This is a genomic window from Kribbella italica (assembly GCF_014205135.1).
Taxonomy (GTDB): domain Bacteria; phylum Actinomycetota; class Actinomycetes; order Propionibacteriales; family Kribbellaceae; genus Kribbella; species Kribbella italica.
Genome location: NZ_JACHMY010000001.1, coordinates 212,278 through 225,330, shown reverse-complemented (window position 1 = coordinate 225,330; position 13,053 = coordinate 212,278). Strand labels below are relative to the sequence as shown.

Here is a 13,053-nt window from a genome sequence, read left to right as displayed (position 1 = left end):
GACCTTTCAGTCCATCTACTCTTGGCGAATGAAACCGTTAAGGGCGGACTTCATCGACGATCTGCGGCGGTTGCGGGTGCTGCGGGAGTTCCGCGAGCGTGGGACGGTGACGGCGACCGCCGACGCGCTGCATCTGACGCCGTCCGCGGTGTCGCAGCAGCTCGCTGGGCTCGCGCAGGACGTCGGGTTCGCGGTCACGCGGCGGGACGGGCGGCGGATCGTGCTCACGGATCGTGGGGTTGCTTTGCTCAACCATGCCGATGCCGTGTTCGCTCGGCTCGAGCAGGCTCGGCACGACCTGGAGACCTGGGACGAGACGCTGCGCGGGGAGCTCACGATCGGGGCGTTCTCGACGGCTTGTGCTGGGCTGTTGCCTGCTGTGCTGACTTCCCTGCGCGCCGACTGTCCGGATCTTCAGGTGTCGTTGCGTCAGCTCGATCCGCCGGATCTCTTCGATCTGCTGGACGCGGGGCGCGTCGATCTTGCGTTGGCTGTCAGCTTCGACGGCTCGCCCGCGACGCGCGATCCGCGCTATCACCGGGTGGATCTCGGGCCGGACATCCTCGACGTCGCCCTGCCCGCCGACCACCCGCTGGCCGGCGAATCGTCCATCGATCTCCGGGCTCTCGATGACGATCTCTGGATCACCGGTACGCCGGACGGTTGCTGCGCCGCGATCACCTCGACCGCGTGCGCCGCCGCCGGCTTCACTCCCCGCGTCACCCACCGGGTCGACGACTGGCACGCCGTCACCCAGCTCGTCGCCCGCTCCCACGCCGTCGCCCTCATCTCTCGCCTGGCCCAGCACGACCTCCCACCCACCCTCGTCGTCCGGCCCACCCGGCCGCCTCACCCCCAACGCCACCTCTTCGCCGCCGTCCGCGAAGGCGCCCAGAAGTCGCCGCTGCTGCAGACCGTCCTCACCCACCTCACCCAGGCGGTCAGCTGACCTGCGCACTGCAGCAGACCTCGAGAGCAAGTGGCTCGCTGAGATCCCATGGACGCGAGTGCCACACCGGCGTGCCTCTTCGACGACGGGGTCGTCCTCCCGCCGTACGGACAGCGGGTTGTCGGTGGGAGTTTGTAGCGTGGCGGCATGCTCACGACGTTGGCGGTGGAGAGTTATCGGTCCTTGCGGCGGGTGGTGGTGCCGTTGGGGCGGGTGAATGTGGTGACGGGGGCCAACGGGAGTGGGAAGTCCAGCCTCTATCGGGCGCTCAGGTTGCTGGCGGATGCTTCGCGGAACGGCGCGGTGGCGGCGCTCGCCAGAGAAGGCGGGCTGCAGAGCACGCTCTGGGCCGGGCCCGACGTCCTGGGCAAGGCCGTACGGCGAGGCGAGTACCCCGTGCAGGGGACGGTCGGGACCGGGCCGGTGAGTTTGCGGATGGGGTTCGCGTCGGAGGACTACGGGTACGCCGTGGACTTCGGGATGCCGACCATGGGTGGGCCGTTCGGGCAGGATCCGGAGATCAAGCGGGAGGCCTTGTGGGCGGGGCCGTTCTTCCGGCCGGCGTCGTTGCTGGTGGACCGCCGCAACAGCGCCGTACGGATCCGGGACGAGGACGGCGGGTGGATCGACGGTGGATACCAGCTGCAGTCGTTCGACAGCATGCTCAGCGAGTACGCCGATCCGCACCGGGCGCCGGAGTTGATGGCGGTCCGGGAGAGGATCCGGAGCTGGCGGTTCTACGACCACCTGCGCACCGACGCCGACGCGCCCGCGCGGCGGTCGCGGATCGGGACGCGGACGCCGGTGCTCGATGCCGAGGGCGCCGACCTGGCGGCGGCGCTGGAGACGATCAACCAGATCGGTGCGCGGGACGCGCTCAACCAAGCCATCGACCAGGCGTTCCCCGGAAGCAGCGTGGCGATCGGCAACAGGTCGGGCCGGTTCGAGATCGTCTTCCGGCAGCACGGACTCCTGAGGCCGCTGGCCGCCGCCGAGTTGTCCGACGGCACCCTGCGCTACCTGCTCTGGGTCGCCGCGCTGCTCACTCCGCGGCCGCCCGAGCTGCTCGTCCTCAACGAGCCCGAGACGAGCTTGCACCCCGATCTCCTGCCCGCGTTGGCGAATCTCGTCAACACGGCGGCCAAGGAGACCCAGGTGATCCTGGTGACGCACTCCCGCCCGTTCCTGGCCGCGCTACAAGCCGGCGCCGACGAGACCGGCCAGGACCTGCGCACGATCGAGCTCGTGAAGGACTTCGGCCAGACCGCTATCGCGGGTCAGGGCCTGCTGGACGAGCCTCCGTGGAAGTGGCCGACTCGCTAGTGTCCTTCACCGACTCGAAGCGGACGAGGATCAGCGCTCCGATCGCTGTCAGCACGAAGCCGCCGATCGCGGCAAGGCCCCAACCGGACCGTACGGCGTCGTCCAGCACGAAGACTCCGACCGCCGCCGGCGCGATCGTCTGCAACGCAATCATCGGCGTCGTCGCCAGCGTCACCGACCCGCGCTGCAACGCCAGTGAGTACAGGACGAACGCGAGCCCACCACTCACCGGCAGCGTGTACGTCGTGGGGCTGCCCAGCAACGCGCCCAGCGATCCGTCGTCGAGCATCCGCGCCGAGATGGCAACCCCGGCGTACCCGAGCCCGGCGAGCAGTCCGAGGACGGCGGTCGCGCTGGCGTGCTGCGACCGCGACACCACCGCACCGATCACCGCGATCGCGACCAGCCCGACGATCAGCCCGATCGTCAGCCCGTGATGCCGTGCGGCCTCGCCCGCGTCACCGGACGACACCGCGAGCGCGCCGAGGCCGACGCAGACCGCGACCACCGCGGACCACTCGATCGCCGACAGCTGGTCCGCCATCAACCGGGTCGCCAGCAACGCCGTGACGACGAGACTCGCCGCGATCCCTGCCTGCGCGAGGTAGAGCGGCAGCAACCGCAGCGCCACGAAATGCAGCCCGAACCCGACCAGGTTCAGCACCAATGCCGCCAGGAAGGCCGGCTGCTTGAGCAGGGCGATCACGAACCCCGCCAGCCGTCGCGGATCCAGCTCGGACCCGGTCGGCACCTTGCGGGAGCCGACCGCCTGCAGGATCGCGGCGACGCCGAACAGCACGGCCGCCCCGAGCGCGGCTCCCAGACCGAGCAGCACTACTCAGGCTGCCTTCCGCCGCGGCGCCCAGAAGGTCAGGTACAGGCTGAGCCCGCCGTAGTAGACCAGGTACGCCATCGACAGCGCGACGACGGCCGGGTTCGGGTCGGGCATCTGCGCCAGCAGTACGGCGTACGAACCGAGCCAGATCGCGGTGGTCAGCAGGTTCATCGACCGGAACACCTTGGTCCGCGAGGGGTAGACGTACTTCACCGGGACGAAGACCAGGATCGAGCAGGTCACCAGGATCACGCCGGTCGCGAACGGGCTCAGCCCGAGGATCACCACATAGAAGGCGACCACGTTCCAGTAGCTGGGGAAGCCGAGGAAGAAGTGGTCGTCGGTCTTCGCGTCGACCCGGCAGAACTGGTAACTGGACGCAAGCAACGGCAGCGCCGCGAGCACCGCGCCCCACGAGCCGGACGGCAGGTACCCGCCGGTCCACAGCAGGACGATCGGGGCGAAGGCATAGGTCAGGTAGTCGACGATGTTGTCCAGCATCGCGCCGTCGAACCACGGGATCGTCTCCTTGACCCGCAGCCGGCGGGCCAGCATGCCGTCGGTGCCGTCGATCACCAGCGCGGCCAGCATCAGCCACAGCGCCCGAACGGCGTCGCCGTCGATGGCCGCGATCACGATCAGCAGCGCGAGCACGGTGCCGCTCGCGGTGTAGGCGTGCAGCGCCAGGCCGGCCAGCCGCAGCCGCGTCGATCCGACGAAAGGTTCGCGCACCGCGTCGTGTGTGGTCAGCAGAACTCCCAGAACTCGGTCGACGCCACGCGCCGGACATTCTCCTTCAGCGTCTCACAGGCGGGGAGCTAGACCCGTCACCGCATACCCTTCGGCGGTGGATCTGATCACGGACTTTACCGGGATGGCCAAGACGTTCCCCTTGATGAGGGGCGGCGGGGCGCTGCTCGTGCTGGTCGGGCTCGGCCTGGTGGTCGGTGGCGTCGGCGGCCGGCGCTGGTTCCTGCCGGGCCTGATCACCGGGGCCGCGCTCGCCGTCCTGGTGATGATGGTCGGTGGGATCACCAAGACGATCTTCGAGGGTCTCGGCTACCCGGCGATCTACCAGTACGTCGCGTTCGGCATCGGCATCGTCGCCGAGGTCGGCCTGGTCAACCTGGTGGTCGCCAAGGTGCCGGACCGGACCTCGCGCGAGTTCTGGCTGTGGATCCTGCTGGTGGTCGGCGTGCACTTCCTGATCCTGGCGTTCTCGCACGGACCGATCTGCGGACTGCTCGGCCTGCTCTGCATCCTGAACGCCGGACTCGGACTGCTCGTCCCGGGAATCCCCTACCGCGCCCTCTGGATCACCGACGGCGTCCTGAAGATCGCCGCCGGGTCCAGCATGGTGTTGCTGAGCTATTAGCTCTTCGGCTCGAGCAGGAACTGCGGGATCTTGCGGGTGGTCTTCTTCTGGTACTCCGCGTAGTCCGGGTACGCCGCGACCGAACGCGGCCACCACTCGTCGTACTCGGCGCCGTCGATCTCGCGGGCGACGTACTCCTTGGTCTCGGTGCCGTCCTGGACCGTCACGTTCGGATCGGCCTTGAGGTTGTAGTACCAGACCGGGTTCTTCGGGGCGCCGCCGAGCGAGGCGACCGCGACGTACACGCCGTCGTGCTCGACCCGCATCACCGGGACCTTGCGGATCTTGCCGGACTTGTTGCCGATCATGGTCATGAGCACGACGCCCATGCCGTTGAACCCGGCGGCCTCGGTGGACCCGGTGGCGTCGATCTTCTCGACCGCCTCGCGAACCCAGTCGCTCGTGCTGGGGGCGTATTCACTCTGGGATGACATGTCACCCACCGTACCCCCGCAAGGTGACTACTTGCTCACCGACCGCTGTTCGCGCGCCTGCCGGGCCGCGGCCACCTTGGCCGCGCGTTGGCGCTCCATCAGGCGGCGCGGGTCCTGCGCGTCCGGCAGGGTCGCCGGGCCGGCCACGTGCAGCAACAGCCAGGTCAGCCGCCACCGGATCCGGTAGAACACGCTGAGCCCCTCGTTCTTCATCCCACGCTCCAAACGCTTGGTGTGGCAATACTTTGTGTACCAAGTGTTAGTGTAGACCAGACCGCACGAAGGAGAAACCCGTGTCGCAGACCGAAGAGGCCGACCTGCTGCAGCTGGACCGTCAGGTCTGCTTCGCGCTCGCCGTGGCGTCCCGCAGCGTGATCGCGCTGTACCGCCCGCTGCTCGACCCGATGGGTCTCACCCACCCGCAGTACCTGGTGATGCTGGCGCTCTGGGAGGAGTCGCCGCTCTCGGTGAAGCAGCTCAGCAACCTGCTCCAGCTCGACCCCGGCACGCTGTCGCCGCTGCTCAAGCGGCTTGAGGCCGCCGGCTACCTGACCCGCGGCCGCGACCCGCGCGACGAGCGTTCACTGGCCGTCGAGCTGACCCCGGCCGGCCGCGCGCTGCGCGAGGAAGCCCTGAAGATCCCGCCGGCGATCATCGACCGGCTCGGCATGACGCTGAAGGAACTCGAGTCACTGCACAGCAATCTGACCCGAGTGATCAAGGCAGCGACCCCCTAAGGACCGACGCACTCCTGCAGCTGCGCCGCGGTCAGGATCTTGCCCTCGATCCAGCGCCGGCGCAGGAAGTGGGCTTTCAGCAACCGGTGCATCCCGTCCAGTACGACGAGCCGCCCGCGGTACGCGACCAGGTGGATCGGGAAGTCCAGGTCGGCGTCCATCACCCGCTGGTAGTGGTCGCGGTAGTTCATCGGCGTCTCGGCGACCTGGTGCGGCGTGACCTTGAAGCGTTCGCCGTTGAGCTGCCACAGCGGCAGGTCGAAGATCCAGACCAGGTCGGCGACCTCGACCGGCTCGGTCCGCAGCTCCAGCGCCCACAGCTTGCCGAGTTTCCAGCGCGCCGGCGGGAAGACCTCCCGCACGGACTCCGGCATCGTCGCGACCAGTTCCTCGAACGACACGTCCGGCGCGCTCATGCCGTCCAGCGTCTCGTCAATCGTCCCATCGGTCGTCACGGTGGAGCACGCTACAGGGCCGGGGTCTCAGATCGCCCGGTGCGAAGCGTCGCCGTACGACGACGTGTCGCGGGCTGGTTGCGACCGGCCCCCGGACAGCTGTCGGCGGCGACCTCGGACGGGTGCGTCCGCCGGTGGATCACGACGATCGCGGAGTCGTCGCCCGGTCCGCCGATCTCGACCACCAGCTCCTCGGCGGCGCCCTCGAAGCCGTGCGCGACCAGGCGTTCGGCGTGGCCGGCCAGGCGATCCGTCCCGAGGCCGATGTCGCGGCGCGGGGTCTCGACCATCCCGTCGCTGTAGAGCAGGAGCGCGTCGCCGAGTTTGAGCTGACCCTTGTTCACCGCGAACTCCGGCGTCTCGACCAGCCCGAGCAACGGCCCGTCGGCGTCCCGCGTCGTCCAGCGCCCGGACCACGAGTCGAACTGGATCGCCGGTGGGTGCCCCGCCGTACGGACCTCGAACTCGCCGGTGCCCAGGTCGATCGCCACGTGCACGACGGTCGCGAAGTCGTCGTCCCACTCCTGCCGCCGGGCGTAGTGGTTCGCGGCCGGGAGGAACTCCTCGACCGGTACGACGCCGAGCAGGCCGCCGAAGGCGCCGGACAGCAGCAGTGCCCGCGTCCCGGCATCGATTCCCTTGCCGGAGACATCGACGAGCGCGATCTCGAGCTGGTCCTCGCCGCGCATCGCCGCGACGACGAAGTCACCCGAGAACGACTGGCCGCCGGCCGACCGGATCGACGCGTCGGCCAGCCACCCCGACGGCAGCCGCGGCAGCACGCCCTGGGCGGTCAGCATGCCCCGCAGCTCGATCAGCATCGACTCGCCCCGACTGCCCTGGACGCCCAGCCGGCTACGCACCTTCGCACCGGTCAGCACGATCCAGCCGACCACGCCGAGCGTCACCACGAGACCGACCTTCGGCAGTCCGGCCGCACGCTCGGACATCACGAACGAACCGAGCACCAGCGCGACGAACGTCAGCACCACCAGGGGTTTGAAGCGCAGCAGCAATCCCCCCAGCAGCAGAGGAATAGTCAGCGCCGCGGTGGGTATCAATGACGGCAGGAACAGCGACAGCGCGCTGATCGCGACCGTGACGCCGAGCAGCATGAGGAGCGTCAGCGGATGCGACTTGCGGGCACGACGAACCAGCGTCCGGGCAGCCCGCAGGCCGGCCCGTCGCAGGCGTGCGAAACCGCCGCGGCCGCTCATGGTGAGATGAAGATAACGGCACCGGCCGGTCCGCGCATCAGATCGTCACTACTTCTTCACCATCGACTTCTTCGGCGCCTTCTTCGGCGCCTTCACCGGTGCTCGCCGGGTCAGGCCGGTGCGCTGACACTTGGGGCACCAGAAGAGGTTGCGTCCGGCCAGGAGCTCGGTCCGGATCACCGAGTCGCAGACGTGGCAGTGCTGCCCCTGACGCCGGTACACGTAGACCTCGCCGCCGTGGTCGTCCCGGCGCGGATCGCGGCCCATCGCCTCCGGCGTGTGGTCGTCGGAGACGGTGTCGATCCGGCCCGTCTCCACGCCGTACTTCATCAGCGCGAGCAGGTCGGTCCACATGCCCTGCCACTCGCGCTTCTTCACCAGGTGACCCGGCGTCATCGGGTGCAGCTTGGCGCGGAACAGTACCTCGGCGCGGTAGACGTTGCCGACGCCGCTCAGCACTTCCTGGTCCATCAGCAGCTGGCCGATCGGCAGCTTGCTGCGCTGGATCCGCTTCCAGGCCAGGTCGGGATCGGGGTCGTCGCGCAACGGGTCGGGGCCGAGCCGCCCGATCAGCGCCTCGCGTTCGCCGTCGGTCATCACCTCGCAGACCGTCGCGCCGCGCAGGTCGGCGTACGCCGCGTCGTTCTGCAAGCGCAACCGGACCTGGCCGACCGGTTCCGGGATCGGCGCCGTCCCGAAGTCGACCTTGCCGATCAGCCCGAGGTGGATGTGCAGCCAGCCGCCGCCGTCGAACTCGGCCAGGAAGTGCTTGCCGTGGGCTTCGGTGTGCCGCAGCACCCGCCCGTCGAGCAGGGCGGCTCCGTCGACGAACCGGCCCTGCGGGCTGGACGCGCGGACGACCCGGCCACCGAACGCGTCCCAGACGTCGTTCGCCAGCCGGTGCAGGGTGTGACCTTCGGGCATGATTCCTCGTATGGGGACGACGTCAGCAGGTGGTGCGGGCAAGGGCCGGAGCGCTCCGACTCCGACCGTGATCGGGATCGGCCGGTCGATGCGGGCGCGGGACGTGTCCCGGCCGCGCGACGACCGGCCTCACCGGGAACAACCGCGGGAGACTCAGGAGGATTCCGGCAGCGGCGGCAGTTCGCCGGTCTCCTCGTAACCGGCCAGCATCTCGATCCGGCGCGTGTGCCGCGCCTCGCCGGAGTAGTCGGTGGCCAGGAACGTGTCGACGAAACCGGTCGACTCCTCGGTGCTGTGCATCCGGGCGCCGACGCTGATCACGTTCGCGTTGTTGTGCTCGCGGCCGAGCTTGGCGGTCTCGGTGCTCCAGGCCAGCGCGGCCCGGACTCCCTTCACCTTGTTCGCGGCGATCTGCTCGCCGTTGCCGGAGCCACCGATCACGATGCCCAGGCTGCTGTCGTCCTGGACCACCGCCTCGGCCGTCCGCAGGCAGAACGGCGGATAGTCGTCCACCGCGTCGTACACGGCCGGGCCGTGGTCGACGACGTCGTGCCCGGCAGCCGTCAGGTGCTGCACCAGGTGGTTCTTCAGTTCGAATCCGGCGTGGTCAGAGCCGATGTGCACTCGCATGGCCATGAGTCTCGCAGCTCTACCCGGCGTCCGGGACGCCGGGCTTCGCCGGGCCCGGGATGTCCAGGGCCCGGACCAGCTCGGTGACGTCGGCATAGGCCTGCTCGTACGGCGTACCGACCGGGTGCAGCGTGTAGACGGCAACGATCGCCCGGTCCCCCGGTCCGACCGTGCCGGTCGTGTGCAGCGCTTCGCTGGTCAGATCGATGCCGGCGTCGGTCTCGCGGGAGCGGCCCGACCCGAGGAAACCGGACCAGCCCTGCTTGATGCTGAAGTCCCCGCTGAACGCCGACGCGATCCCGAAGTACTGGTCGAACCCGTCGGTCCCGTACCGGGTCGGCTGGTGCAGCTGGCCCATCACGAACTCCCGGACCGGTGCCGGAGCCTGGTCCAGCAGGTACTGGTAGATCCGGACGGTGTCGGCGGCCGTGATCGCGACGTACCCCCAGAAGCCCGGGTGCGTGGCCGGCGGCCGCGTCGTGTGGGTCAGGCCGAGCCGCTGCACCATCCGGTCGACGATCGCACCGCCGCCGAGCTCGTCCCAGTAGTAGCTGGCCGCGTCGTCGTCGCTGCTGCGCAGCATCACCTCGAGCCGGGCCCGGTCCTCGGCAGGGATCTCGTACGCCGTCCCGCGGTCCCACAGGAAGTCGAGCACCACCAGCAGCTTGACCACCGACGCGGACCGGAACGGCAGGTCCGGATTCAGCTGCTCGGTGACCTGTCCGGTGTCGCGGTCGAGCACGGTGACACCGGCCGTCAGCATCACCGAACTCGTCGTCAGAACCGCGGACAGGTCAGCACGCAGAGGAGGCACAGGGGAACCCACTAACCATCGACGTCAGATGCTTGGTGGGTAACCTTCGCGCGCAGAAGTCGAACGTTCAACCCTTGTACGAGAGACCGAAAGTCTCAGTCGAAGGACGGGCTCCGGTCGCGCGTCCGCTTGAGCTCGAAGAAGCCGTCGGTGCCCGCGACCAAGCGGACGCCGTCCCACAACTTGCCGGCCGCCTCGCCCTTCGGAGCGGGGGTGACGACCGGGCCGAAGAAGGCGACGCCCTCGACGGCGATGACCGGCGTACCGACCTCCATGCCGACCAGTTCCATCCCGGCGTTGTGGGACTTGCGCAGCGCGTCGTCGTACTTGTCGGTGTCCGCGGCCTCCAGCAGCGTGGCCGGCAGGCCGACCTCGGCCAGCGCCTCGGCGAGCACGTCGCCGTCGGAGCCGGTGGTCCCGCGGCCCTGGACGTGGATCCGCTCGCCGAGCGCGGTGTACAGCGGCAGGAGCACCTCGTTGCCGTGCGCCTGCTCGGCGGCGATCAGGACCCGGACGATGCCGAGCCGGCGGTGCCAGCCGGCGTCGTGCTCCTGGCGGTCCTCGTTCAGGACGGACAGGCTCATCACGTGCCAGGTCGTCTTCACGTCGCGGACCTGCTCGACCTCGAGCATCCAGCGAGACGTCATCCAGGCCCACGGGCAGGCCGGGTCGAACCAGAATTCAGCGGGGGCAGTCATAGCTAAACAATACAAAGATCAACAAAAAGAACGAGGTCTGGGGGAAACCCTCACCACGACATGCAGTCAGGTGCATAGGATGCCGATATGCCTGGAACCAACCTGACGCGCGACGAAGCGCGGACCCGTGCCGGACTGCTTCGTGACGTGAGCTACGCGATCGAGCTCGACCTGAGCACGGCCGCGAGCGGCGCACCGACCTTCGCGTCGACCACCACGCTCACCTTCGGCGCCGAGAGCGGCGCGAGCACGTTCGCCGACCTGATCGCGGGAGGCGTTCGCGAGATCACCCTGAACGGCCGCAGCCTCGACCCGGACAGCGTGTACGACGGCGCCCGGATCCAGCTGGACGGGCTGCAGGACCGCAACGAGCTGCGCGTGGTCGCCGACTGCATCTACTCGCGCACCGGTGAAGGGCTGCACCGCTCGGTCGACCCGGCCGACAAGGAGACCTACCTCTACACCCAGTTCGAGGTCCCGGACGCGCGCCGGGTCTTCGCCACCTTCGAGCAGCCGAACCTCAAGGCCCCTTTCACCTTCACCGTCTCCGCCCCGGCCCGCTGGGTCGTCATCTCCAACGCGGCCACCCCCGAGCCCACGCCGTACACCGGTGAGAACGGCGAGGAGCTGGCCCGCTGGGAGTTCGCGCCGACGGTGCCGATGTCGACGTACATCACCGCCGTCGTCGCCGGTCCGTACCACGTCGTCACCGACGCCTATGAAGGCCCGAACGGAACGTACCCGCTGTCTCTGCTGTGCCGGCCGTCGCTGGCCGACCACCTCGACACCGAGGACCTGTTCGAGGTGACCAAGCAGGGCTTCGAGCTGTTCGAGCGCGCGTTCGGTACGCCGTACCCGTTCGGCAAGTACGACCAGGCGTTCGTGCCGGAGTACAACATGGGCGCGATGGAGAACGCGGGCTGCGTGACGATCCGCGACGAGTACATCTACCGCAGCCGGACCACCCACGCCGAGCTCGAGAGCCGCGCGAACACCGTGCTGCACGAGCTCGCGCACATGTGGTTCGGCGACCTGGTCACGATGACCTGGTGGGACGACCTGTGGCTCAACGAGTCGTTCGCCGAGTGGGCCAGCCACTGGGCCCAGGCGACCGCGACCACCAAGTACGCCGACGCCTGGACGACGTTCTGCAACGCCCGCAAGACCTGGGCGTACCGGCAGGACCAGCTGCCCTCGACGCATCCGATCGCCGCGGACATGGTCGACTTCCACGCGGTCGAGGTGAACTTCGACGGCATCACCTACGCCAAGGGCGCCTCGACGCTGCGCCAGCTGGTCGCGTTCGTCGGTGAGGACACCTTCGTCGCGGCGCTCAAGGAGTACTTCGCCGACCACGCCTTCGGCAACACCGAGCTGGCCGACCTGCTGAAGCCGCTGGAGAAGGCGTCCGGGCGCGACCTCGACGACTGGACCGAGCGCTGGCTGCGGACCGCCGGGGTGAACACGCTGCGCGCGGACTTCGCGGTCGACGGCAACGGCGCGTTCACGTCGTTCGCGATCGAGCAGACCGCCGCCGCGGACTTCCCGGTCCTGCGGCCGCACCGGCTCGCGGTCGGGCTCTACCGGCGGACCGACGCCGGTCTGGTCCGCACCGAGCGGTTCGAGGTCGACATCGACGGTCCGCGGACCGAGCTGGCCGAGCTGGTCGGCGCGACGCAGCCGGACCTCGTGCTGCTGAACGACGACGACCTGACCTACGCCAAGATCCGGCTCGACGAGCGCTCCCGGGCGACCCTGGTCGAGTCGATCGACCAGCTGTCCGAGTCGCTGCCGCGGGCGCTGGCCTGGGGTGCGACCTGGGACATGACGCGCGACGCCGAGATGCCGGCCTCGCAGTACGTCGGGATCGTGCTCAAGGGGATCCGCGCCGAGACGGACCTGACCGGCGTACGGTCGCTGCTCGGGCAGGCGACCACGGCGATCAACAACTACGCCGTACCGGAGAACCGGGCGGCCCTGCGGGCGCAGTACGAGGAGGCGCTGGCCGAGCTGCTGGCCGACGCGGCCGCCGGCAGCGACCACCAGCTCGCGTTTGCCCGGGCCTACATCGGCGGAGTCTTCTCCGGCGCCGGTGCGGACCGGCTGGCCGGCTGGCTCGACGGCACCGACCTGCCGGACGGACTGGTCGTCGACACCGACCTGCGCTGGACTCTGATCATCGCGCTGGCCCGGCTCGGCCGGATCGACGGCGACGCGATCGACGACGAGCTGACCCGCGACAGCACCATCACCGGGCAGGAGCGGGCCGCGCAGGCCCGGGCCGCCCGGCCGACCGCCGAGGCCAAGGAAGCGGCCTGGCAGATCGCGGTGGAGTCCGAGGACACCCCGAACGAGACGCAGTTCCGGACCATCCTGGGCTTCCAGCAGCCGGGCCAGGAGGAGCTGCTGCGGCCGTACGTCGGCAAGTACTTGTCGGCGGCCAAGGACGTCTACACGCGGCTCGGCTCCTCGATGGGCGAGAACGTTCTGGTCTACCTCTCGCCGCGCAACCTGGCGGAGTCCTCGACGCTGGACGCGCTGACCGGCTGGCTGGACACGGAGGCCGAGTCGCTCGACGCACCGACCCTGCGCTACGTCGGCGAGGCCCGGGCCGACCTGGTCCGCGCCCTCGCGGCCCAGCGCCGCGACGCCGAGGGCTGAG

At 69.4% G+C, this 13,053-nt stretch carries 15 protein-coding genes; 5 read left to right on the top strand and 10 right to left on the bottom strand.

What is annotated here, in order from left to right:
• Positions 1 to 28 precede the first annotated feature (28 nt).
• Both HDA39_RS01295 and HDA39_RS01290 read left to right on the top strand, forming a co-directional pair.
• On the top strand, positions 29 to 949 hold the full coding sequence (locus HDA39_RS01295) for a LysR family transcriptional regulator (RefSeq protein WP_184793405.1): 921 nt from the start codon (positions 29 to 31) through the stop codon (positions 947 to 949).
• Between the two features lie 147 nt (positions 950 to 1,096).
• Positions 1,097 to 2,272, top strand: coding sequence for an AAA family ATPase (locus HDA39_RS01290; protein WP_184793404.1), 1,176 nt, complete (start codon positions 1,097 to 1,099; stop codon positions 2,270 to 2,272).
• Here the strand turns inward: HDA39_RS01290 and HDA39_RS01285 are convergent.
• Both HDA39_RS01285 and HDA39_RS01280 read right to left on the bottom strand, forming a co-directional pair.
• Positions 2,217 to 3,107: a DMT family protein gene (locus HDA39_RS01285; RefSeq protein ID WP_184793403.1), complete on the bottom strand. Its 891-nt coding sequence runs from the start codon at positions 3,105 to 3,107 to the stop codon at positions 2,217 to 2,219. The genes HDA39_RS01290 and HDA39_RS01285 overlap by 56 nt on opposite strands.
• A gap of 3 nt (positions 3,108 to 3,110) precedes the next feature.
• A complete protein-coding gene (locus HDA39_RS01280; protein WP_184793402.1) occupies positions 3,111 to 3,839 on the bottom strand; it encodes a CDP-alcohol phosphatidyltransferase family protein in 729 nt (242 codons plus the stop codon).
• A 115-nt stretch (positions 3,840 to 3,954) separates the two neighbouring features.
• On the opposite strand from HDA39_RS01280, the gene HDA39_RS01275 reads away from it, so the two are divergent.
• Positions 3,955 to 4,482, top strand: a complete 528-nt coding sequence (locus tag HDA39_RS01275; RefSeq protein ID WP_184793401.1) for a DUF6609 family protein — start codon at positions 3,955 to 3,957, stop codon at positions 4,480 to 4,482.
• Here HDA39_RS01275 and HDA39_RS01270 read toward each other — a convergent pair.
• Together HDA39_RS01270 and HDA39_RS01265 are read right to left on the bottom strand one after the other, a co-directional pair.
• Positions 4,479 to 4,916, bottom strand: coding sequence for a nitroreductase family deazaflavin-dependent oxidoreductase (locus HDA39_RS01270; RefSeq protein WP_184793400.1), 438 nt, complete (start codon positions 4,914 to 4,916; stop codon positions 4,479 to 4,481). The genes HDA39_RS01275 and HDA39_RS01270 overlap by 4 nt on opposite strands.
• 27 nt (positions 4,917 to 4,943) lie before the next feature.
• Positions 4,944 to 5,129 carry a hypothetical protein gene (locus HDA39_RS01265; protein WP_184793399.1) on the bottom strand — a complete coding sequence of 62 codons (186 nt, stop codon included), beginning with the start codon at positions 5,127 to 5,129 and terminating at the stop codon, positions 4,944 to 4,946.
• An 80-nt stretch (positions 5,130 to 5,209) separates the two neighbouring features.
• Between HDA39_RS01265 and HDA39_RS01260 the strand changes: the two genes are divergently transcribed.
• The gene (locus HDA39_RS01260; protein WP_184793398.1) at positions 5,210 to 5,653 is read left to right on the top strand and encodes a MarR family transcriptional regulator; all 444 of its coding nucleotides are present in this window, start codon (positions 5,210 to 5,212) and stop codon (positions 5,651 to 5,653) included.
• Here HDA39_RS01260 and HDA39_RS01255 read toward each other — a convergent pair.
• The 6 genes from HDA39_RS01255 to HDA39_RS01230 all read right to left on the bottom strand — a co-directional run bounded on the left by HDA39_RS01255 (position 5,650) and on the right by HDA39_RS01230 (position 10,391).
• Positions 5,650 to 6,108, bottom strand: a complete 459-nt coding sequence (locus tag HDA39_RS01255) for a hypothetical protein (protein ID WP_337925588.1) — start codon at positions 6,106 to 6,108, stop codon at positions 5,650 to 5,652. The genes HDA39_RS01260 and HDA39_RS01255 overlap by 4 nt on opposite strands.
• An 11-nt stretch (positions 6,109 to 6,119) precedes the next feature.
• Positions 6,120 to 7,325, bottom strand: coding sequence for a PP2C family protein-serine/threonine phosphatase (locus HDA39_RS01250; protein ID WP_184793397.1), 1,206 nt, complete (start codon positions 7,323 to 7,325; stop codon positions 6,120 to 6,122).
• 48 nt (positions 7,326 to 7,373) lie between these two features.
• Positions 7,374 to 8,249, bottom strand: coding sequence for an Fpg/Nei family DNA glycosylase (locus HDA39_RS01245; RefSeq protein WP_184793396.1), 876 nt, complete (start codon positions 8,247 to 8,249; stop codon positions 7,374 to 7,376).
• 153 nt (positions 8,250 to 8,402) lie between these two features.
• Positions 8,403 to 8,879, bottom strand: a complete 477-nt coding sequence (locus tag HDA39_RS01240) for a ribose-5-phosphate isomerase (protein WP_184793395.1) — start codon at positions 8,877 to 8,879, stop codon at positions 8,403 to 8,405.
• A 19-nt stretch (positions 8,880 to 8,898) separates the two neighbouring features.
• A complete protein-coding gene (locus HDA39_RS01235; protein WP_337925587.1) occupies positions 8,899 to 9,693 on the bottom strand; it encodes a serine hydrolase in 795 nt (264 codons plus the stop codon).
• A 95-nt stretch (positions 9,694 to 9,788) separates the two neighbouring features.
• The gene (locus HDA39_RS01230; RefSeq protein WP_184793394.1) at positions 9,789 to 10,391 is read right to left on the bottom strand and encodes a mycothiol-dependent nitroreductase Rv2466c family protein; all 603 of its coding nucleotides are present in this window, start codon (positions 10,389 to 10,391) and stop codon (positions 9,789 to 9,791) included.
• Between the two features lie 87 nt (positions 10,392 to 10,478).
• On the opposite strand from HDA39_RS01230, the gene pepN reads away from it, so the two are divergent.
• On the top strand, positions 10,479 to 13,052 hold the full coding sequence (pepN, locus tag HDA39_RS01225) for an aminopeptidase N (protein ID WP_184793393.1): 2,574 nt from the start codon (positions 10,479 to 10,481) through the stop codon (positions 13,050 to 13,052).
• Position 13,053 lies beyond the last annotated feature (1 nt).

Bases quoted from the DNA above. Each gene is read 5' to 3' on its own strand.
- HDA39_RS01295 (WP_184793405.1), top strand. From the start codon at position 29: ATGAAACCGTTAAGGGCGGACTTCATCGACGATCTGCGGCGGTTGCGG.
- HDA39_RS01290 (WP_184793404.1), top strand. From the start codon at position 1,097: ATGCTCACGACGTTGGCGGTGGAGAGTTATCGGTCCTTGCGGCGGGTG.
- HDA39_RS01270 (WP_184793400.1), bottom strand. From the start codon at position 4,916: ATGTCATCCCAGAGTGAATACGCCCCCAGCACGAGCGACTGGGTTCGC.
- HDA39_RS01265 (WP_184793399.1), bottom strand. From the start codon at position 5,129: ATGAAGAACGAGGGGCTCAGCGTGTTCTACCGGATCCGGTGGCGGCTG.
- HDA39_RS01250 (WP_184793397.1), bottom strand. From the start codon at position 7,325: ATGAGCGGCCGCGGCGGTTTCGCACGCCTGCGACGGGCCGGCCTGCGG.
- HDA39_RS01245 (WP_184793396.1), bottom strand. From the start codon at position 8,249: ATGCCCGAAGGTCACACCCTGCACCGGCTGGCGAACGACGTCTGGGAC.
- HDA39_RS01240 (WP_184793395.1), bottom strand. From the start codon at position 8,879: ATGCGAGTGCACATCGGCTCTGACCACGCCGGATTCGAACTGAAGAAC.
- HDA39_RS01230 (WP_184793394.1), bottom strand. From the start codon at position 10,391: ATGACTGCCCCCGCTGAATTCTGGTTCGACCCGGCCTGCCCGTGGGCC.
- pepN (WP_184793393.1), top strand. From the start codon at position 10,479: ATGCCTGGAACCAACCTGACGCGCGACGAAGCGCGGACCCGTGCCGGA.